The organism is Arthrospiribacter ruber, from assembly GCF_019343195.1.
GTDB lineage: Bacteria > Bacteroidota > Bacteroidia > Cytophagales > Cyclobacteriaceae > Arthrospiribacter > Arthrospiribacter ruber.
This window is the reverse complement of record NZ_RPHB01000004.1, coordinates 341,005-363,111: the sequence shown is the minus strand read 5'-3', so window position 1 is coordinate 363,111 and position 22,107 is coordinate 341,005. Positions and strand designations below refer to the sequence as shown.

The 22,107-nt window shown below is 39.6% G+C and carries 11 protein-coding genes and 1 tRNA gene; 8 read left to right on the top strand and 4 right to left on the bottom strand.

The features are described from left to right. Positions 1-84: 84 nt before the first annotated feature. The 6 genes from EGN73_RS10350 to EGN73_RS10325 all read left to right on the top strand — a co-directional run bounded on the left by EGN73_RS10350 (position 85) and on the right by EGN73_RS10325 (position 14,604). Positions 85-3,126 carry a SusC/RagA family TonB-linked outer membrane protein gene (locus EGN73_RS10350; RefSeq protein WP_219289153.1) on the top strand — a complete coding sequence of 1,014 codons (3,042 nt, stop codon included), beginning with the start codon at positions 85-87 and terminating at the stop codon, positions 3,124-3,126. Positions 3,127-3,138: 12 nt separating this feature from the next. Beyond that, the gene (locus EGN73_RS10345; protein WP_219289151.1) at positions 3,139-4,740 is read left to right on the top strand and encodes a RagB/SusD family nutrient uptake outer membrane protein; all 1,602 of its coding nucleotides are present in this window, start codon (positions 3,139-3,141) and stop codon (positions 4,738-4,740) included. A 119-nt stretch (positions 4,741-4,859) separates the two neighbouring features. After that, positions 4,860-7,061: a S9 family peptidase gene (locus EGN73_RS10340; RefSeq protein ID WP_246611539.1), complete on the top strand. Its 2,202-nt coding sequence runs from the start codon at positions 4,860-4,862 to the stop codon at positions 7,059-7,061. Positions 7,062-7,165: 104 nt separating this feature from the next. Next, the gene (locus EGN73_RS10335) at positions 7,166-10,225 is read left to right on the top strand and encodes a beta-L-arabinofuranosidase domain-containing protein (RefSeq protein WP_219289146.1); all 3,060 of its coding nucleotides are present in this window, start codon (positions 7,166-7,168) and stop codon (positions 10,223-10,225) included. A 354-nt stretch (positions 10,226-10,579) separates the two neighbouring features. After that, positions 10,580-12,328, top strand: coding sequence for a glycoside hydrolase family 9 protein (locus tag EGN73_RS10330; protein WP_219289143.1), 1,749 nt, complete (start codon positions 10,580-10,582; stop codon positions 12,326-12,328). A gap of 113 nt (positions 12,329-12,441) precedes the next feature. After that, complete coding sequence (locus EGN73_RS10325) at positions 12,442-14,604, top strand: glycoside hydrolase family 20 zincin-like fold domain-containing protein (RefSeq protein ID WP_246611538.1); 2,163 nt, start codon at positions 12,442-12,444, stop codon at positions 14,602-14,604. A gap of 109 nt (positions 14,605-14,713) precedes the next feature. On the opposite strand, the gene EGN73_RS10320 is transcribed toward EGN73_RS10325, so the two are convergent. The 3 genes from EGN73_RS10320 to EGN73_RS22670 form a co-directional block, all read right to left on the bottom strand. Beyond that, complete coding sequence (locus EGN73_RS10320) at positions 14,714-15,547, bottom strand: fibrobacter succinogenes major paralogous domain-containing protein (protein WP_219289136.1); 834 nt, start codon at positions 15,545-15,547, stop codon at positions 14,714-14,716. 460 nt (positions 15,548-16,007) lie between these two features. Beyond that, positions 16,008-19,367: a CotH kinase family protein gene (locus EGN73_RS10315; protein WP_219289134.1), complete on the bottom strand. Its 3,360-nt coding sequence runs from the start codon at positions 19,365-19,367 to the stop codon at positions 16,008-16,010. Positions 19,368-19,608: 241 nt separating this feature from the next. Beyond that, complete coding sequence (locus EGN73_RS22670) at positions 19,609-19,737, bottom strand: hypothetical protein (protein WP_281422257.1); 129 nt, start codon at positions 19,735-19,737, stop codon at positions 19,609-19,611. A 508-nt stretch (positions 19,738-20,245) separates the two neighbouring features. Here EGN73_RS22670 and EGN73_RS10310 point away from each other — a divergent pair. Further along, positions 20,246-21,040 carry a type IV toxin-antitoxin system AbiEi family antitoxin domain-containing protein gene (locus EGN73_RS10310; protein WP_219289131.1) on the top strand — a complete coding sequence of 265 codons (795 nt, stop codon included), beginning with the start codon at positions 20,246-20,248 and terminating at the stop codon, positions 21,038-21,040. Then, positions 21,037-21,828, top strand: coding sequence for a nucleotidyl transferase AbiEii/AbiGii toxin family protein (locus EGN73_RS10305; RefSeq protein ID WP_219289128.1), 792 nt, complete (start codon positions 21,037-21,039; stop codon positions 21,826-21,828). Before EGN73_RS10310 ends, EGN73_RS10305 begins: the two co-directional genes overlap by 4 nt. A 154-nt stretch (positions 21,829-21,982) precedes the next feature. Here EGN73_RS10305 and EGN73_RS10300 read toward each other — a convergent pair. Continuing rightward, positions 21,983-22,056: transfer RNA gene (locus tag EGN73_RS10300), tRNA-Ile, on the bottom strand. Positions 22,057-22,107 lie beyond the last annotated feature (51 nt).

Here is a 22,107-nt window from a genome sequence, read left to right as displayed (position 1 = left end):
TTTAATAGATGCTTTGGATGAGTTAAAAAGCTGAAGCAGAGATATAAACCAAATTAAATAACCTTAACCTTTACTAAATTACTTATGAAGAACTTTACTAAACTGTATCACAAAATAGTGATACTTTCCTTGATTTGGCTTGGGTTTACCCTGCCGCTCAAGGCGGACACAGAAGCAGACTTTAATATTAGGTCTGGAGACAAAATGGATGCTGAAACTCCTTATGAAAGGACTATCAGAGGTACTGTGATATCATCTGAAGACAACCTTCCCATGCCTGGTGTGAGTATTTTGATCAAGGGCTCCACAAGAGGAACGGCAACAGATCTGGATGGGCAATATGTACTCGATGTCCCGGACCAAGGAGCAGTCTTGGTATTCAGTTACATCGGTTATCAAAATCAGGAAGTAGTGGTGGGAGCTTCCAGTACAATAAATGTAACGCTAGAGCCGGACCTAACATCGATGGATGAGGTCTTAGTAGTTGGCTATGGTACCATGAGAAAGGGTGATATTACTTCCTCTGTGGCCCAGGTCAAACCTGAGGAATTTATTACAGGTGCTGTCAGAAATGCAGGTGAACTCTTAAGAGGAAAAGTGGCAGGTTTGGCCATAAGCTCTTCCTCCGGAGATCCGGCAGCAGGTGTTGAAATATCACTTAGGGGGATTACTTCAATTTTTGGGTCATCTGCACCTTTGGTTTTGATCGATGGGTATCCCGGGAGTTTGAATGTTATTTCTCCTATGGATATTGAGTCTGTTGAGGTCTTAAAAGATGCGTCTGCTTCTGCTATTTATGGAGCAAGGGGAAAAAATGGTGTTATTCTCATTACCACCAAGCAAGGAAAAGTAGGCAGGCCTTCCGTCGAATATTCCAGCTTTATGGCGACCTCCACCTTTGTCAGGACGGCGGATTTCATGTCTGCCAGTGACCTTCGAAACAACATCGATCAAGGCCTGATAGATCCTTCCAATGACCTTGGCTATGAGACCGATTGGTTTGGAGAGATCAGCAGGAATACTCCATTGAACCATTTTCATAATATTTCTGTGCGTGGCGGAACCGAACAGACCAAGTATGTGGCCAACATGAGTTATCAAAATGAGCAAGGTGCTTTCATAGGCTCTGGAAATGAGGAGTTTAAATTCCGGACAGATTTGACACAGTTCTTTGCAGACAACCGTGTCCGTGTCAATTTAAATGTATTAAAAGGCATTCAGAATATTGATGGAAGATTTGGAGGCTGGGCCTATAGACAAGCTTTGATCAGAAATCCGACCGACAGGATATTTAATGATGAAGGGAGATTTCAGGAAAGACCAGAGCAATTTCAATATGAGAATCCCTTGGCACTGATCAAGGAGCAGGATTATAGAAATGTGAATGATTGGACGTGGTTGACCGGATCGGTTTCATATTTTCCTGTAGAGGAGCTGGAACTGAAAGTAGTAGGATCACAACACAGGACCATCAATGATTTTGGTAACTATCAGAATAGAAACCATATTTCGACCATAAGAGACAACAGAAATGGGGTGGCAAATGTAAGTAACTCTCTTACAGTTGAAAATTTTCTTGACCTGACTGCTGATTACCAAAAGATTTTCGGTGCCCATAGGATTATGGGGATGATTGGGTACAGTTACATTGATTGGACCAATACAGGCATGTCCATCAGCAATTTTGATTTCCCATCGGATGTATTCAGCTTCAGAAATATACAGCAGGGCCGTGCGCTTAGGGAGGGCCTGCCAGGAACTTCGGCAAACTCTTTTTTGAATGACTCGAAACTGATTGGATTTTTTGGAAGAGCTGGTTACGGATTTAAAGATAAATACAATATCCTAGGTAGTTTAAGGTATGAAGGATCTTCAGTATTTGGAGCCAATCAAAAGTGGGGATTGTTTCCTGCAATTTCTGCTGGTTGGACGATCAGTAATGAGGGGTTTTTGAAGGATAATCCAACAATTACATTCTTAAAATTAAGGGCAGGCTATGGAGAAACAGGTTCTGTTTCCAGTAATCCATATGCTTCATTGACCAGGTACTCTTACAGTCCGACACAGTTTTATTTCGATGGGCAAAACTGGCAGAGTGTATTGAACCCTGTAGCCAACCCCAATCCAAATTTAGGTTGGGAAACCAATATTGAGTATAATTTTGGCCTTGAATTCAGTTTGTGGAAAAATTTCATGAGTGGTACCATAGATTACTATGATAGGACACTTGTAGATTTGGTTTACAATTATCCTGTTCCAGTTCCACCAAACCTTGTCGGTACTACTCTTGCCAATGCCGCAGCTATGAGAAATACAGGCATTGAACTCGCATTGAACTTTGATTTGGTCACAAAGAAAGATTTCGAATGGAAGACAAATATCAATTTTAGCACCAATACCAATGAGCTGACCAGGCTTTCGAGTGAAGAGTTCCAGTTACAGAATGACTTTTTCTTTGCAGGAGGTACTGGTGATCCTATCCAAATGAGTACCCACAAAATAGAGGAGGGACAGCCAATAGGGTCTTTCTTTGGCTACAAAAGTGTAGGCTTGCTCAGTGATGCCCCAAATCCTGCTAACAATGGTACTTGGTTGATAGAATCACCAGATGGAGAAGTGAAGTCAATATTGGATGCCACACCTGATGACAGACAGATCTTGGGAAATGGAATACCTAGATTTTTTGCTGCATGGAACCATTATGTGAGGTATAGAAACTTTGACTTTAACCTGACGATGAGAGGGGCTTTCGATTACCAGATTCTCAATTTTCAAAGGATGTTTTATGAAAATCCTACTATTGTCTACAACAGACTTAACACAGCATTTGACCCTATTGATGGTCAGATACTTAGAAGTCCTCAATCTTATGTAAGTCATTATATCGAAAACGGTGATTTCTGGAAAATTGACAACGTTTCTATTGGCTATTCCTTTCCAACGGTCAATAGCAGGGCATTTCAAAGTGCAAGAGTATATATAGCAGCTTCCAACCTGGCAGTTATCACCAATTACCAAGGTTTGGATCCAGAGGTTCCCCGTTCTGGCTTGGATCCCGGTAATGACGGACGTGACAAGTATCCTACACTTAGGACTTTTACAATAGGAACGGACATACGATTCTAAAAATATAGAACTATGAAAAAGATAATTAAAAAATCATATAAAATTCTCGCTTTAATTCTTTTGTCAACGATGGCATGTACGGATTTGAGTGAAAGGCCATATAATGTGTTAGTGGAGGAAGATTTAGGTTCTTCCCCTGAGGTTCTGGCAGCATTGACCGCCCCTGTATATACAAGGCTTACAGATTTGCTTTATGGATGGCATGGTTATTTTGACTTGGTAGAAGAGTGCTCAGATGCTATAGTGACACCAGCTAGACCAAATGGTTGGATAGATGGAGGTGTTTATCGGAATATGCATATGCATACCTGGAATGCTTTTCAATCCCATCCGTCCGGATTATGGAACAGGGCTTATGGTTCTCTAAATATTCTGAACAATGCTTTGCTGAATTACCAAACGATTGAAGGTGAAAATATTCCCGTATTGGTCAGTGAGCTTAGAGCGCTGAGAGCATTTTACTATTACTTATTGGTGGATGCATTTGGAAATGTACCGATAGTGACGGAAGAAAACCTGCTCACTCCGGATGAGCTTCCGTCACAGTCTAGCCGCAGAGAGGTGTTTGATTTCATTGAGGCAGAACTACTGGATATTATGGATATTATTCCTGAAGAGAAGGTCTATGGAAAAATGAACAAGTGGGCTGCTAAGATGATTTTAGCAAAAATTTACCTAAATGCGGAAGTATATATTGGAGAAGCTAAATATCAGCAAGCAATAGCTCAGGTAGACGACATCATCAACTCGGGACTGTATATTCTTGAACCTAATTATCATACAAATTTTGTCACCAATAACCAATCCTCCAGGGAGCAGATTTTCTCTGTAATTTTTGATGAGACCAGAGCAGGATGGTTCCACTACCATTGGAAAACACTTCACCCTGCAAGTGCAGCTACATACAATCTTGGGACTGCTCCATGGGGAGGTAGTGCAGCTATTCCTCAGTTCATCGATACTTATGAAGAAGGGGATAGCAGATTTGATATATGGATTAGAGGGCCTCAGTTTTCACTCAGCGGTCAGCCAATTTTCAACTCTATGGATCCTTCCTTGAGAGAAGTGCAGTTAGACTACCAAAATACAATGGGTAGTGTAGATGCAACCAGAGAGTATGAAGGGTACAGAGTCGGAAAATATGAAATTGAAATTGGTTCGGTCGGTCCTCTAAGCAATGATGTTCCATTTTTCAGATATGCAGATGCATTAATGATCAAAGCTGAAAGTTTGCTAAGAACAGGAAATGCTGATGCAGCGGCTCAAATTGTCACTGAAGTTAGGATGCGTTCATTTGAAAATCCCGATGACGCAGTTGTAACTGGTGCTGAATTAATGCAGGGTAGTAGGTATCAATATGGAAATTATGAGTCAGGTAGTATCGTAAGCCTGGAAGGTGGTGACGATGTTCAGTATGGAAGATTTCTGGATGAGTTGGGTTACGAATTTGCAGCTGAGTTCCATAGAAGGCAAGACCTAATAAGGTTTGGTGTGTTTACCAGCAAATCATGGTTGACTCATAGACCTAATGGTAACCATAGGACTATCTTTCCTATACCGCAACCTGCAATCGACGCCAACCCAAACCTAAATCAAAACCCAGGTTATAATTGATTTGGTTGTTATTTAAAGAATACCCTGTGATTGCTGTTGCAGGGTATTCTTATATAAAAAAACATGAATTGAATCCCAGTCAAATGAGTTTATTCTGTAGAAATTTAGTCAAATCCTCAATGATTTTATGCTTAGTTGGAGGATTTGTTTGGAATGCTTTTTCCCAAGGGCTTAAAGAAGACTACCTTAGAGCTGAGCAAGTAAAGGAAAGCTTCTCGAAGGTATATAACTCCCCAAGTTCGTTTTCCTGGACAAAAGAAGGGGGATTTTTTTGGTATTCAAAAGCAACTCCATTGGGAAATGAGTTTTGGAAATTTGAAGTAAATACAGGTAATAAATCCAGGTTATTTGAAAATAAAGTCCTTGTTTCCGCTCTAAATTCCTTCGAAGGAATTGAAGTAAAGGAAGATAATCTTGGTATTTCAATCGTTGAGTATGACATTGATGAAAATCTAGTGAAATTCAGGTTTGAAGGTTATGAATGGGATTTTATAACCGATACTGGTGAACTGTTGAAAAAAGAGAAAATAAATAATGCAACAAGAAGGTATTGGGGACAGAGCACTGATGACAAAGATGGGGATCCGGTCTTGAGCCCGGACAAAAGTTTATCAGCATATATAAAAGACCATAACCTATACCTAAAGGATGGGGAAGAGGAAAAGCAATTGACATTTGATGGATCGCCTGGAGAGTACTATGCTGTTGATATCAAATGGTCTCCGGATGGTAAAAAGATTGCGCTCACAAAAATAAGGCCTGCTGAAGTCAGAAAGCTTTACCTTCTGGAATCTACACCCAAAGAGCAATTACAACCAAAATTGCATGAAAGAGATTACAGAAAGCCAGGAGATGCATTGCCGATCAAAATACCTGTTATAGTCAATTTGGAAATGGATAAGGTCCATTTTTTTCCTCTGGAGCTTATTCCGGATCAATATTCTGTTCACAGACTTGAATGGAGGGAAAATAGCCAATCTATCACCTTTGAGTACAATCAGCGTGGGCATCAGGAGTATGCAGTTTACAGTATGTACAGTGACGGCAGTATCAAAAACCTTATAAAGGAAGAGAGTCCAACTTTTATAGATTACAGTGGAAAGTATTATAGGAAGGACCTCAATAATGGAAGTGAAATCATTTGGTCTTCGGAAAGAGATGGATTTAGACATCTATATCTGTATGAAGGCAAAGAAGGCCGTGTTATCAATCAGATCACAAAGGGTGAATGGGTAGTCAGGGAAGTGCTGGAGGTCAATGAGGAAACCCGAAGTGTATTGTTTTTAGCAAGTGGAATGAATTCTCAAGAAGATCCATACCACACCCATTTTTGTAGGATTAATTTGGATGGTTCAGGTTTTGAAGTTCTTACAAAGGAGGATGCCAATTATTCAATTAGTCTTTCCCCTGATCGCAGTCATTTTATCGCAACATATAGCAGACAGGATAGACCGCCTGTGTCAAAAGTGTATTCGTTGGGAAAGAAAGTTAATGAGCTTCATACGGTTGAAACCGCTGATATTTCAGCCATAGAAGAGGCAGGATGGACTGCGCCGGAAATATTCCATACTACGGGAAGGGATGGCTCAACTGATATTTGGGGATTGATCATAAAGCCCAGCAATTTCGATCCTTTAAAAAAGTACCCTGTTATAGAATACATCTATGCGGGTCCACACAGTTCGCATGTGCCTAAGTTTTTTAGACCCAATTATTATGGATTAAATGAACTAGCTGAATTGGGTTTCATAGTGGTGCAGATCGACGGAATGGGGACCTCCAACCGATCCAAGGCTTTTCATGATGTCTGTTACCAAGATTTAAAGGATGCAGGATTTCCAGATAGGAAAATTTGGATTACCGAAGCTGCTAAATCCAGGCCTTACATGGATATAGATAGGGTAGGAATATTTGGAACTTCTGCCGGTGGTCAAAATGCTGCCGGTGCTTTGGTTTTTCACAATGATTTCTATAAAGTAGCTGTTGCTTCATGCGGTTGTCATGATAACCGAATGGATAAAATTTGGTGGAATGAACAATGGATGGGGAAAATTGGTCCGCATTACGAAGCATGTTCCAATACAGTCAATGCAGACCTTCTTGAAGGCAAATTGCTACTCATTGTCGGGGAATTGGATGATAATGTAGACCCGGCCTCAACGTACCAGTTTGCGGATGCGCTTATAGAAGAAATGAAGGATTTTGAGTTTATCATGGTACCAGGAATGGGACATAGTTCCGGTGGAAGTTATGGGGAACGTAAAAGAAGGGATTTTTTTGTGAGAAACTTGCTGGGTTCCGAACCACCGGCATGGAATTAAAAGAATAAAATAGCAATCTTTATTAGAATTGGATAATTTCATTGAATCCTATTCAAAGCAGTATTGTCAAACTTAAAAATGTAATAGATACAATTAGTAAAAACATGATATTGAAAAATTCATTTACCAAATACGTTTTAGTCATCTGTATTTTCCTGCAAGGTTATGAGTCATCTTTTGCTCAGGAAGGGGATCAGATTTTGGATGGAATAGGCGAAACGGACCTGATAGCCAGGTATGTTTTTGATGGTGACCTTAAAGATTGGTCACGTAATAATCTTCATGCATCTACCTACTCTGAAAATGTGGAATTTGAAGCAGATGAACGGTTTGGTAAAGTACTTTCCATGACCAGGAAAAAAGGGGAAAACCTTATACTTCCAAGTGAAATTTTAAGCAATGTAGAATCCTTGAGTATTTCAGCTTGGGTTTACCTCAGGTCTGATAAATCAGGTCAGTACCTTTTGGATTTTAGTACAAATGGAAAAAGTTATTTTGCTGCCTTTCCTACAGGGGTTGGGGGTGATTCAAATTTCAAAATAAATATTGAAGACCATAAAGGGAAAAGCAAATCCATATCAGGAGATAGCGTCCCTCTGAATAAATGGGTACACCTGGTTTTTGTCTATGATATACCATCTAAAGCCTTCAAAACCTATGTGGACAGTAAACAAATAAAGGAAACACCTGAGCTCGAAAATGAACTTCTAAGGATATTTAATAGTGAAAATCTTAAAAATCCTACCATTTCTTTAGGGGGATCTGCTACACCTGAAGCCGAAAGCTTGGATGCCCTCCTTCATGATGTAAGATTTTATAGAGTACCACTGGCCAATAGGCAGGTAGCAAGTATTTATTTTAATGCATTTAGAGATGTAAATCAAAACATTGCTCACAGCAAAAAAGTAGAGGATGACTTACCTGATTATCCTGAAGATGAGGCAAAGCTGTACAATGTGTTTTTGTCAAATGTAGAGGATATTAAGGTTGAAACAGAAGTTGGAAGCTTGCCAAGACTTCCAAGCCATGTAAAGGGATCTTATGTAGATGACCTCAATGGTCCTTTGGTAAGGGTGATTTGGCCAGCACCCAAAGACAATGAATTGGTTTCGAAAGAAGGTCTTTATACGGTCAAAGGAAAAGTCCCGGGTACGGATTTTGAACCGGTTGCCACAGTGTCTGTCAAAGCAAAAACAAATAGTTCTCCACCAAAGCAAAAGTTGGAGTTATTTAAACTTCATCAAATCAATTTGGAGGAAGATCAAACTGGCCAAAAGACCAAATTTATAGAAAATAGGGATAAATTTTTATTGACTCTGGCAGAGACAGAGCCAAACTCCTTTCTTTACATGTTTAGACATGCTTTCGATCAACCCCAACCTGAAAATGCAGTTCCATTAGGAGTTTGGGACAGTCAGGAAACAAAGCTCAGAGGGCATGCTACCGGTCATTACCTTACAGCTATTGCCCAAGCATACGCAAGCACTGGCTATGATGAGGCTCTCCAACAGAATTTCTTGGATAAAATGGATTATATGGTCAATGTGTTGTATGATTTATCCAAACTTTCTGGAAATAAAGTCAATGGAAAAGGTAATGAGGATCCAGTACTTGTTCCAAAAGGTCCGGGAAAATCAGATTTTGACTCTGATCTAAGTGATGAAGGCATTAGAAGCGATTATTGGAATTGGGGAAAAGGATATATCAGTGCCTATCCTCCAGATCAGTTTATAATGCTGGAAAAGGGAGCTACTTATGGGGGACAGAAAAACCAAATTTGGGCCCCTTATTACACACTCCATAAGATTTTGGCGGGTTTGATAGATATCTATAAAGTGAGTGGGAATGAAAAAGCATTGGAAATCGCCAAAGGAATGGGAGAGTGGGTATATACAAGGTTGGATGCGCTTCCCCAAGAAACCTTAATCAAAATGTGGAATACCTACATAGCAGGGGAGTTTGGAGGGATGAATGAAACAATGGCTACTTTGTATGAAATTACTCAAGATCCCCGGTTTCTAAAAGGAGCACAGCTTTTTGACAATATTCAGATGTTTTTTGGAGATGCAGAGTATTCCCATGGCCTGGCCAAAAATGTAGATACATTCAGGGGCCTTCATGCCAATCAGCATATTCCTCAAGTAGTAGGCAGTTTGGAAATGTACAGGGTTTCAGCTAAGGACGAGTACTTTAGAGTAGCTGATAATTATTGGTTTAAGGCAGTGAATGATTACATGTATAGCATTGGAGGAGTCGCCGGAGCTAGAAATCCGGCAAATGCAGAATGCTTTATTGCCGAACCAGCTACGCTTTATGAAAATGGTTTTTCATCTGGTGGACAAAATGAGACCTGTGCTACTTACAATATGTTGAAGTTGACAGGTAACCTGTTTTTATTTGAACAGCGGGGAGAGTTAATGGACTATTTCGAAAGGGGATTGTACAACCATATTCTTGCTTCAGTGGCTGAAGATAGTCCTGCCAATACGTATCATGTGCCTTTAAGACCTGGATCCATCAAACATTTTGGTAATGCAAAAATGACCGGGTTTACTTGTTGCAATGGTACTTCAATTGAAAGCAATACAAAACTCCAGCAATCTATTTATTATAAAAGTATTGAAGAAAACGCTGTTTACGTCAACCTCTTTATTCCTTCAACATTGGATTGGGAAGAGAGAAATATCAAAATCAAACAAGCAACGAGTTTTCCCAAAGAAGATAAAACACAGCTTTTGGTGGAGGGTGAAGGTGAGTTTGTACTGCACCTAAGAGTCCCTTCTTGGGCCAAAAAGGGTTACCATGTGAGTATTAATGGCAAAGAGATTCAATTAGATGTAAAGCCGGGAAGTTACATTGCTATCAGTAGATTTTGGAAAGATGGTGATAAAGTGGACTTAAGGATGCCCTTTGATTTTTACTTGGATCCGGTGATGGATCAACCTAACATCGCAAGCCTATTTTATGGGCCAATATTATTGGCAGCACAGGAGTCAGATGCAAGGAAAGAATGGAGAAAAATTTCTTTTGACAAAAAGGATATAGGAAAATCAATTAAGGGAAATCCCGCTGAGTTGACCTTTACAATTGATGGAGTTGAATTTAAACCGTTTTATGACACTTATGGCAGGCATTCTGTCTATCTTGATGTTGAACTGAAATAACTATTAGATAGAAACGACTTAAAGTGTTTACTAAAAATAAATACGTAACAAACTAATAATCAATATTTAAGCCAGAAACTTTTACAATGAAGTTTCTGGTTTTTTTGTGAAATACAAACTTCAATCATCTAACTCTCTAAGCGTGGCCATTTGCAGGTAGAAATCTTACATAGCAGACAATCATTTTTCTTAGATTGACCCGTCACCTCGGTTTGTCTCATGGGTGAAATGACCGGTCCCCCTTTGCCTTTCACTAAGCATCTAGCCCGTATTTCAGCACAATGAGAAAGTTTTATTACCTTAGTCCAACTGAATTTGTTAAAAAACCAGACTTCATCACATGTCCATACAATTATGAAAGCAATATATTTCCAACTAGTTCTTTTATCTGCCATTTTTTATTCATGTAATAAAAATCAGGGTACCTTAGAGACAAAAGTCTCTCCCGAAATTCGGGTCAATCAACTGGGGTATTTTCCTGATGAAACCAAAAAGGCGGTAATCACCGGCTTATCAGATGCAAATGATTTTTCGATTGTAGAAATAAAAAGTAATCAAAAGGTATTTCAAGGTGAACTGTCAGCGGAGATCAAGACCACTTTCTCTGATAAGACGGTTCGACATGCTGATTTTTCAACATTCCGTAATGAGGGAGAATTTTGTGTTTTTGTGAAAGGCCTGGGTTGTTCTCCTCCTTTCGGGATAAGCAATGGGATTATTAAAGAGTTGGGAAAGGCCAGCTTAAAAGCATTCTATTTTCAAAGGGCTTCCACAGATTTGCCTGAACAGTATGCGGGTATTTGGGCCAGAAACGCTGGTCATCCGGATGATAGAATTTTTGTGCATGCCTCTGCTGCCAATAGCGAAAGACAGGAAAATGAAATAATCAGTGCGCCATTTGGTTGGTATGATGCAGGTGATTACAACAAATACATTGTAAACAGCGGGATCACTATGGGGACATTACTGTCTCTTTTTGAGGATTTTCCCGAATTTTCTAAGAATCTGGATCTGGAAATTCCGGAGTCTGGTAACGAAATTCCGGACATTTTGGATGAGCTCTTATGGAACCTCAAATGGATGTCTGCCATGCAAGATCCAGATGACGGAGGTGTCTATCATAAACTGACCACTGCAGACTTTGAAGGCATGGTTTTGCCGGAATATGCGGTAAATAAGAGGTATGTGGTAGCCAAAAGTACTGCTGCTGCACTGGATTTTGCAGCGGTTATGGCCCAATCCGCAAGGGTATTTAAAGATTTCTATCCAAACCTGGAAAAGGAGTACCTGAATGCAGCGGAACTGGCCTGGAATTGGGCCTTAGAAAATCCGGAAGTCTATTACAAACAGAATGAAATGAACAATCAATTTTCTCCTGCTATCAATACAGGTGCTTATGGAGACAATCAACTGAAGGATGAGTGGATTTGGGCTGCCGCTGAATTGTACATAAGTACTCAAAACCCTGACTACTTGAAGAAAATAGAAATCCCAAAAGAATTTGAATTGCCCAGTTGGAGTAAAGTAAGCTGGCTGGGATATTATTCTCTAATCCGAAAACAAGATGAGCTGCCAAATTTGCAAAAAAGTCTGCTCGATGCCATAAAAAGAACTTTGATCAATCAAGCTGATCAATATGTGGATTTTGCAGCGAACAACGCCTACCTCACAAGTATGGGCTCATCGGAAAAAGACTATGTTTGGGGAAGCAACTCCGTGGCATCCAATCAGGGAATTGCCTTGGTGCAGGCTTACAAGCTGACCGGAGAAGAGAAATACCTTGAAACGGCCATTGGCAATATCAATTACATTCTCGGTAAAAATGCTACAGGTTATAGCTACGTAACAGGTTTTGGGTTTCAAACGCCCATGAGGCCTCATCACAGGTTAGCAGAAGCGGAACCTGAAAAGGCTCCTCTTCCTGGATTTATGGTAGGAGGTCCTAATCCCAGTCAACAGGATGCCTGTAATTATATCAGCAATCTGCCCGATGAGTCTTTTGTAGACGAAGCCTGTTCCTATGCCTCCAATGAAATTGCCATTAATTGGAATGCTGCATTCGCCTATTTTATCAATGCAGTGAATTTTCTTAAAGAAGCCTAGTCAAAATATTGTCCGTTCCTCAAATTACCTTGGCCTTTTTCATGCAAATAGTTTAGTTTGTATTTCTTTCATGATTATGATTGACCTAAACCTATTACCTGATTTCTATGAGAATGTCATTGATTGCCTTTCTGTTTTCCATACTTCTAGTCTCAGAAACTTATTGTCAGTCGGTCTATCTTTTATTTGATCAAGCGTCCAAAGAGACCAATTATGCCGTGGGCAAATTAAAACCTGCTTTAATATCGAAGGGTTATACCCTGAATACCAGTGGGAAAGATTATCAATACCAAATTAATTTGGATATAACATCTTCGCAGGTAGGAGCGGAATCCTACATGATTCAAAAGGAGGGCAACAAAATTTCTATTTTGGGAGGAGACGAAAGAGGGCTTATCTATGGAGCCATGACCTTGGTGGAGTCATTGAAAAATGGAGTCTCTTTGGAGGATGTCTCCTACAAAACTGAAAGTCCGCATTATCCTTTGAGAGCCATTAAACATAATACCTCTTGGTATTCCTACCGGCCAAGTTCAGCGCTTGACCTTCATGAGGAAACTTTGAAGGAGGTTAAATACTGGGAAGCATTTTTGGATATGATGGTGGAAAACAGGTTCAATTCCCTTTCCATTTGGAACCTGCACCCTTTTGTCTTTATGATCAAGCCCAAGAACTTTCCGGAAGCAAGTCCTTTCAATGATAAGGAAATGGAAGAATGGAAAAAGCTACATCGATCCATTTTCAAAATGGCAAAAGAAAGGGCGATTGACACCTACCTTATTCCCTTCAATATCTTTGTCAGTCATGAGTTTGCCGATGCACATCAGGTAGCGAAGGAAAATGTCTACCCTCATTATTATGTGCCAGGTGACACCTCTGAAATAGTCAAAAGGTACACTAGAGAAAGTATTACACAAGTCCTACAGGAATATCCGGAATTGACAGGGTTTGGGTTGACACTTGGAGAAGGCATGGCAGGCATGACCCCGCAACAAAGAGAGGATTGGATCTTTGATACTTATATTGAGGGGATGAGATTGGCTGGCAGACCTTCCAAACTGGTACATAGAATTCCTTTTTCCAGTACCACCGAGTCCCTTGGTGCCACCAGTGTGGAATTGGAGAGGCTGACTAGACAGGCCATAGAAAGGGAAGCAAAAATGGATTTTATAGATGGTCCCATATATGCGGACCTGAAGTACAACTGGTCGCATGCCCATTCTACACCAAAGTTGGTCAAGGTACATGGAGGTGAGATGTTTGACACTTTTTACAACCCCTTGCCGGAAGGGTACAAAATCACCTATACGGCTAGAAATGAAGACTTCTTTGCCCTAAGGTGGGGAGTCCCCGATTTTATTAGAGATCATATAGCCGAAAATAGCCAGCCCTATGTTGGAGGTTATTTTATAGGTTCTGAAACCTATATCCCTGCCAAAGACTATTTCACCGCGATCGAAGGATCAGTAGATTGGGATTTTGCATTCGAAAGACAGTGGCTGTTTTACAAACTTTGGGGAAGATTGCTGTACAACCCAGAGACACCAGATGAAGTTTTCAAAGCCTTCTATAAAAGGAAGTATGGTGCTGAAGGTGAGAATTTGTTGGAGGCCATGTCACTGGCATCCTCCACCCAATTGAAAATCGGTTCTCTTTATGATTCCAGGTGGGATTTTACATTGTATGGGGAAGGCCTAATGGCTTTGATAGGGGATGAAACCCAGTACATTTCCGCCAATAATTTGATCAATCAGCCGACCTTGGATCCGAACTATGTTTCAGTCAAAGATTATGTTGACGGCATCAAAGCAGGTGAAAGTTTTGGTCTGGGTAAAATCACCCCTCCAATTCTGATAGGGTTATTGGAAGAGGACTGCCAAAAGGCCTTGGACTTGGTAGGAGGGATTGCTTTTGAAAATAACCTATCCTTGCAATATGAAGTGGCGGACATTCAAATCTGGGCCAATTTAGGTCTGCATTTAGCCGAAAAAATAAGAGGTTCCATTGCCCTTCAGTCTTACAGAGAAGGTCTGGGAGAAAAGCACAAAGAGGAAGCTATTGCCTCCTTTACAAAAGCCCTTCACTATTGGGATGAAATCATTGCCATTTCCAGGCCGATTTACAAAGACATGCCGCTTACCCATTACAATGGCAGCAGCCATGATAGAAATGATGATAACCTTTTTCATTGGGCCCTTATCAGAGATCAGGTAGCGAAGGACATTGAAATAGCCAAATCAGTTAAGAGTGTAGTTTTAAATACAAATCAGTGGTAAATACCGAATTTCTGGGGAAGCATTTGAAAGGGAGGAGTAGTTGCAAACTACTCCTAAATCTGGTTTATATCCAGTTCCCAAATATCAAATGGCCAAGGAGTCCTATAAGCTAGTCTTTTAAACAACGGACACATAAACCTGTTCCATGTAAAATTGATGCAATACCAATAGAACCTTCGAAGGAACCTACAGAGGTGTACTGTGCATCTCCTGCAAGTTCGCCCAGAGAACTACTCCACCATTGTCCATCGCTTCCAGAACCAGCGAAAAAACCAAAAAGAGCACGACCACCGCCCGGAAGCGCCGAGAAACCACTTTCATTAGTGGCACCACCATTGGGTTCCAGCCAAAATTGTGTACCTGTGGTTTTCATTTTGCCTCCAGCTGTATTGGGGACGGTATTGCCTCCATTTGCATTTGGATCCAAAAAGTTAATTAAAATTCCCCATTCCTCTGCTGAAGGCACATGCCATCCTGAGGGGCAAAGATTACGATTGTCGTTTACGGCGTACCAATTGTACAGCTTCCCAAAAGGGATGTCATATGTGCTGTCGTTTTCGTAATGTACCCAAGCACCTGAAGCTACAGTATTCCAGTTAATGTCCAATTGTTCATTTAGTAGAGTGTCACCATTGGCGTAGATAATCGTTCTGAGGTTTTCAGCCATCCATTCTTGATTTCCAATGACAATGGTTGCGTAGGTATTTCCTTCTTGGTCGACTAAGGTGCCATAGTTTAAGTTAGGGTTTAGCCAAGGGCTGTTAATAGGATCCGGATCCTCGTCTGGATCATCTGTTGGGTCTGGATCAACATTTGGATCATCAGTAGGCTCTGGATCATCTACCACATCGATAATAGGATCCAGGTCATCTTTTGAACAACCAGTAATGGCTACCGTAAAAATTAACAATAGCATAGCCAAAGAAATGATTTTAGTTTTCATAATTGAATTGTTTTGAATGGATATTATTTGAATAATTGAAAAGTTGATTCTCCCTTTCCTCTTTAGGATCAAGTTGCTTAAATTGGGTTTTGCTAATAAAAGATGACGCAGTATTGTCAATACCAAATGGTTTTCTCCAAAATGTCTCCAATAGGCTGGTATCAAAACCCATCCAAGAAATTCCTGGGCCTGCCTTCAGCTCCCATGCTGTATTTTCAGTGCTTTTTGTATTCCCCAGTTTCAAAGTCACCCAACACTATCTTATGATTTCCACAGCAAAAATTCTAAAGTCATCAGCCAAGAGAATGAAACCGTTCATTTCAAAATAATTTGTATTTCAAAAAAGGAACATGATAAAAACAATGTAAAATAGTGTGTTATTAAATAATAAAATTGTAAAAAAGCGAAATAGAAGTAAAAAATATTGATCGTTTTTTTAGCTGAAACTTTCTTAAGAAACCTAATTTTTGATGATTCGGTGGACTTCGGTATTTTTTGTTGAAATAGCTCTGAGAATGTAAGTTCCGGGAGGCCAAGTACTGGTATCTATCCTTAAGTAATCTTCAAAACCAGCAGAGTGATTGAGCAGGGTACTTCCTTGTAAGCTGACGACCTGGAGTCCAACCAAGTCACCAATTCTGTTTGAATTCAACAAGATCTTTAGTTCGTTTTTTGCGGGATTGGGAAAAGTCAAGAGGATAATTTTTTCTCCTTCGGGCAAATTTTCACGGACTCTTTCAGGATCTGATCTAACTCCTAAAAATGACACGTTGTTGAATCTTACATTTCCGCTAGTATTGGTTGTATTCCCCTCAAAACCAATCCTTAGTTTAAAATTTTCTTTACCATTAATTTCATCCAGTTCGGTCAGATCCAATTCTAGAAGTTGAAAACTCGTATTCAAGTCAAAATACTGATAGCCTTCCGGAAGTTTTCTCCATTCTAGTTCTTCAGCAGTACTGTATTCAAACTTGAGCTGATTAGGGCCATTATTGGTTCTGGAAACAGCTGCTCGGAACACTAAATCTTTAAAATTTGTTGTAGGAAGGCTGAAAATCAGGTGTCCTTTTTTTTCTGTCCCACCATCTTGAAGAGATAGAGGATTTCTTGTTCTAATTCCCCTCATGTTTTCAAGGTCAAATGAGATATCTTCCTTAGGATATTCAATAAAATTGATCGTCGTAGGGTCATTAACCCTGTCCATAATTCCCACAGTGTTTCCTTCATTTAGTGGATATGGATCAATGGCTGGCTGGAATTTTATGTTAGCAATCTGATTTTCGGTCGTATTGAAGACAGGGGCTAAATTCTTAAGGGGGATATTGTTCGGGATATTGTCATCAAAAAACCAATAGTAAATCAATTCAGGTTCAGGACGGTTGTCTTTACTGAAATTGACTAAAATTTCAAGATCTGCTGTAGGGTCGATGATCAAGTTCTCCTCTCTGTATTGTTGACCATTTATGATCCAGTAATCAAAGGCATAGCCTTCAGATGGGATTGCTTTCAAAGTGACAGGAATGTGTTTGAAATAAGTGCCTTCCCAAGGGTATACATGGTCTTTTGATCCTGGCAAATCCGAATCTAAGTGAATGGTATTAAGGAAAACTGTGCCGCTTCCACGCTCTCTTACATTTATTTTTATAGTTAGATTCTTATCAAGGCCAAAAGCCTCTCTAAGATGTTCCCGCTGAATAGCCGGTCTGTCTTCAGCATATTCTCGAAATCTCGTTAAATGGTTTTTGTAATGGTATAGGCTTGTAATACTGCTGGGGTAAAAATTCCATCTTTCAAAATGCCGGTCGAATTCAGGTTCTATTTTGTTATAATGTTTTTCAGCCAAGTCAGCCACTCTATCCTTATTGAATGCGGTATTTATATGATCATTGAATCTGTTCAAAAAAAGTGTTTTAAAAGAATCATTCTCCAGAAGCTTCCTAAAGATCCGTGTCTTCTCCGGATCATTGGTACCATATTCATTACCACCATAAGGGTCTATCCAATTGATCAAGGTATTGAAGCCGGCACCATTGGTCAAAGCTGCGTCGAAGTCCCATACAATGTATCTGAATTTTCCGTCGTTGAAACCGTTTCCTTCTTGTGTACTTTTCCATATCCTGAAATGCTTGTCACCATACCAGTCTACATTATTCCAATATACAAAGGCAACAACATGATCGATATAGCTAATAATGTCCAGCTTTCCTTCTATTAATTCCAAAGCCTCAGGTTCGGTCATGTCGGTATTCAGGATAAGATCTCTCATTTCCCTGTAATAGCCGATTGATTCTGGAGCTCCTTCATCTACCATTGCCGGTGAACCTTCACCCCATGGTGAATCTATCAATACCACATCATCAGGATCTATTTGGTAATTATCCGCAACATAATACCTATCTATCCTGTCCCTGACATTGATCAAACCCCAATATTCTCCATTGATGTAGTGGACCATAGGCTCAGACCTCTGCAATCCTAGCTGTAATGGTGCCAAAATCTGATGAATAACTGCATCAGTCAGATAATCCAGTCTGTCTCCTCCTTGACGGAAAAGCAATCGCTTAAAAGTGTTTAATTCCTGGCCATTAGCATCCCTTGCATCGGGTATAAAAGGATAATCAATAATATCTTTTTCATCATATTCATTTCTTGCATAGAGCCTGAAGCCTTTAATCGGCCTGTTTCTGGAACCGCTACCGTGGATTCTCATGCCAAGTCCCTGCGAAAAGACCAGGTTTTTGTCTTTAAAAAGCTCCAGGTTAACAGCTTTTTCAGAAATTCTTCCACGTTGCTGATAGTTTGCCTGAATTACAAAATGATCAGGAGTTCCGCCATTTTCAAAAAACATCCTTCCTGGAACATACAGTCCTTCATCATAGCCAAATAAGTCTTCATTGTCAGCAATTAACGATAGAACTGGCAAGTGATGATTGTTAAGAACTTTTCCCGGAAGGTATGTCTTTGAACTGGTAGGACTGTACCTTCCTTCGGAAAATACCCTGGCACGAACAATAATTCCATCTTTCAAACTGATGCTAGGCTTTTGCCAGAACATATCAAATTCCCTATGATAGGTGGTAATGATATCACTGACAATCCCGATAGAATCCAATAAAAGGTTGATGTTTAAAGGAGCTACGTAGCTTTTGGTGATTTGGCTGAAATCCTTCAGCATGTTGGTTTCAGATTCTCCCGGAAAATAGTAATCAACCTTAAATGTCCTACCGATGTCCAAAGACTCCATACTAGGTTCTGACCCATCTAAAGTGTACAGCAATTTGCCACTTTCATTTGGATTATGAATTTCTAAAAGAAGTGTGTTTTCATCGGTTTCTTTGAATAAAATGGACGGCTTTTTCAGGAATTCAGTAAACCCTTCATGTACATTTGAACTGTTTGGCGTCGGACTTTCAAAAAATACCAGATTTTCGGAACCGTCAGGTTGCCTGCCATAAGAATAGTTTGTAGGAATTGGTATAGGGGGAAATTCATCAACTACAAAATTTTGAGGATGAGTCAGGACTATCTCTTCACCTGCGGAACTGATAGCATAGTTTGTATGCAAAGGTTTGTTTATATCAGTCCTATCCTTTCCCGATGCCCATATCAGTAAAAATCCTTTCCCTGCAATATTGACATTGGGAAAAATCCATTTGAACGGGTTATTTTCATTGTCTGAAAGTCCATATCCTAAAAGATTGACTTCTTGATCACCTGTATTATAAAGCTCTATCCAATCTTCAAAATCACCGTCTTCATCACTAATGGTCATACTGTTTGAGGACATGATTTCATTGATCACTACCTGAGCTCTGACCATAGCTGGAGAGAGAGTCAAAAAAATAATGAACAGTATAATGCGGAATAATAAAACTCCTTTAGTATTGATTAATAAGGTGTTAAACATCTACTAGGTTGTAAGATTCAATCAACTATTAATGAATAGGTTTGTAAATTAACTTTCATTTGGGTTATTGTTCTTAAAGAAAGTTTGAAATAGGAAGATGGATTATTTCTCACCTAAAATGTCAACGGAAAATGACTGTATTTTGTCCTGATTTTTAAAAATTTAAATCATTGAATTGGTAAAAATAACAACTTTTTAGTTTTTCTTCAACTACCAAGGTGGTAATTCCTCTGTAGTAGCGATTGAGTTTTTCGTAGAACAGGATGTAAACAAATGCTTTCATTTGTAAAAAGTTTAATCCATAAAAAAGGCCGGAAAACTTGTTTCCAGCCTCTGTGGGCCAAACTGTACAAATTTCGAACCGCTTTACAGAAGATTTTAATAAATTATTTGCCCTCCACGAGCATATCCAAACAGTATTTAAGAAGGAGAATAAGCTGGATATAATGGGTAGTCATATGGTTAATACGCACACAAAATATGCTGATGAATCAAAATATACCGGAAACGTCAATCGGCAAATAAAGAAAAAATGTTCAGCGAAACAGTAGCAATTGATTGCATTTGGGTTGACATATGGCCTAAACGAAATGGTAACATTTGATCTAATTTGAGTCGACAATATTGCCCAGTTTTTGATTTAATGTCTTGCATCAGTTAGATCAGCTTTGTCTAACTACCTTTTTCATATATTTGTGGTAGTTAAAATTGAGTTTTGCAGCAACAAGTTCATAGTATAATTATGCATGTATTGCTTCTTTTTACTATCTTTCGCATAAATTTACTAAAGCATGATGCGTGTTGCTGATTTTGTGGAAAATTGCTTGGCATATGAACAATATGCTTTTTCCTGGGATGAAGTAAAAGTCAAAATACCCAAAACTGATGTCGCATTACGACACGAATTGGGACGTCTTTCCAAAAAGAAAGAGATTCTTGCACTTCGTCAGGGGTTTTATCTGATCCTTCCTCCTCGATACAAAGGATTCGGCAAACTACCATTGGAGTTTTATGTTGAAGAGTTGTTCAAATTCTTAGATAAGCCTTATTATATCGCTTTTTTTTCAGCAGCAGCTTTTCATGGCGCAAGTCATCAACAAGTTCAACAGAGCTATCTGATGACAAAAATCCCTAACCTTCGGGACATTAAAAAAGGGAATATCTATCTGAGCATTTCAGCCACAAGTAAATGGCCAAACAAAAACATTCAACTAAGAAAATCCGATGCAGGCATTTTTAATATTTCTTCACCGGCACTTACAGCTATTGACCTCATCCATTATCAATCTAAAATGGGAGGGTTAAACAGAATTTTGGCCATTCTAGAAGAATTAGCTGAGTCCATGACTCCAGAAGATATCCAGGAGTTACTCCAGTGGTATCCCCATACCAGCTCTATTCAACGGCTAGGGTACTTATTTCAAGAGTTGCAATCTGATCGGGTTCTATTGGATCCATTAGAAAAGTATTTTATTGGTAAAAATTACTTCCCAGTGTTGCTGTGTCCTGATAAAGATAAAAAACCTGGAAGAGTCGATAATATGTGGAAAGTAGTTAGGAACATTAAACTGGAAAGTGATTTATGATTCCCAGACCCCATATAGCAAAATGGAGGGATCAAGCTCCCTGGACTACCAATGAGCAGGTAGAGCAAGATTTGATTATATCCAGAGCATTGGTAGCACTTTTCTCTGATGAATTCCTAAGCGAAAATCTGGCATTCCGTGGGGGTACCACACTACACAAACTCTATCTGAATCCGGCTCCAAGATATTCAGAGGACATTGACTTAGTCCAAATCAAAGAAGGTCCGATCAAGCCTATCCTACAAAGAATAGATAAAGTCATTACCTTTTTTGAAGAAGATAGAGTGGTTAAACCCAAAGCCAACAATAACACGCTGCTTTATCGCTTCAACTCTGAATATTCACCAGAAGTTCGGTTGAGACTAAAGATAGAGATCAATTGCCGGGAGCATTTCAATCTGCTTGGATGGGATTCATTTCCATTTTCTGTATCAAGTGAATGGTTTACAATGGGGTGTAACATTACCACATATCAATTAGATGAACTTCTGGGAACCAAGCTCCAGGCACTTTACCAACGTAAGAAGGGCAGGGATTTGTTTGATCTATACTATGCCAGTCAACACGCAAAATTGGATTATGACAAAATCATCTATTGCTACAATGAGTACATGAAGTTCACAGTGGGTAAGCCTCCAACTCAAAAAGAGTTCCTGCTTAATATGGAGGAAAAGAGGAGATCAAAACAATTTTCAGGAGATATGGAAGGGCTTTTAAATCCTAATTTGAAATATGATCAGGAGGATGCTTTTGAGTGGTTGTTTGACAAATTAGCACAAAACATTTAGCGCTGTGCTGTCCTAAAAAAGGGGGGGCTTACAAAAGTACCTCAATATTTTATCTCAGATAAGCTGAATCAAATATTCCCAATCAGTCGCTCTAATTGAGTTTCATTTAATCTAAAATAAAAAAGCCCTCCGCATAAAATACGAAGGGCGTAAGTGGGCCCACCTGGGCTCGAACCAGGGACCTCCTGATTATGAGTCAGAAGCTCTAACCAACTGAGCTATAGGCCCCAATATTTGATTTTTTAGACTTCCTGTCCCGATAGCTATCGGGAGCCAGTC

What these genes read in the sequence shown, in the direction of transcription:
- EGN73_RS10340 (WP_246611539.1), top strand. Translation starts at nt 4,860, where the DNA reads ATGATTTTATGCTTAGTTGGAGGATTTGTTTGGAATGCTTTTTCCCAA.
- EGN73_RS10335 (WP_219289146.1), top strand. Translation starts at nt 7,166, where the DNA reads ATGATATTGAAAAATTCATTTACCAAATACGTTTTAGTCATCTGTATT.
- EGN73_RS10345 (WP_219289151.1), top strand. Translation starts at nt 3,139, where the DNA reads ATGAAAAAGATAATTAAAAAATCATATAAAATTCTCGCTTTAATTCTT.
- EGN73_RS10325 (WP_246611538.1), top strand. Translation starts at nt 12,442, where the DNA reads ATGTCATTGATTGCCTTTCTGTTTTCCATACTTCTAGTCTCAGAAACT.
- EGN73_RS10315 (WP_219289134.1), bottom strand. Translation starts at nt 19,367, where the DNA reads ATGGTCAGAGCTCAGGTAGTGATCAATGAAATCATGTCCTCAAACAGT.
- EGN73_RS10310 (WP_219289131.1), top strand. Translation starts at nt 20,246, where the DNA reads ATGATGCGTGTTGCTGATTTTGTGGAAAATTGCTTGGCATATGAACAA.
- EGN73_RS10350 (WP_219289153.1), top strand. Translation starts at nt 85, where the DNA reads ATGAAGAACTTTACTAAACTGTATCACAAAATAGTGATACTTTCCTTG.
- EGN73_RS10320 (WP_219289136.1), bottom strand. Translation starts at nt 15,547, where the DNA reads ATGAAAACTAAAATCATTTCTTTGGCTATGCTATTGTTAATTTTTACG.
- EGN73_RS10305 (WP_219289128.1), top strand. Translation starts at nt 21,037, where the DNA reads ATGATTCCCAGACCCCATATAGCAAAATGGAGGGATCAAGCTCCCTGG.
- EGN73_RS22670 (WP_281422257.1), bottom strand. Translation starts at nt 19,737, where the DNA reads ATGAAAGCATTTGTTTACATCCTGTTCTACGAAAAACTCAATCGCTAC.
- EGN73_RS10330 (WP_219289143.1), top strand. Translation starts at nt 10,580, where the DNA reads ATGAAAGCAATATATTTCCAACTAGTTCTTTTATCTGCCATTTTTTAT.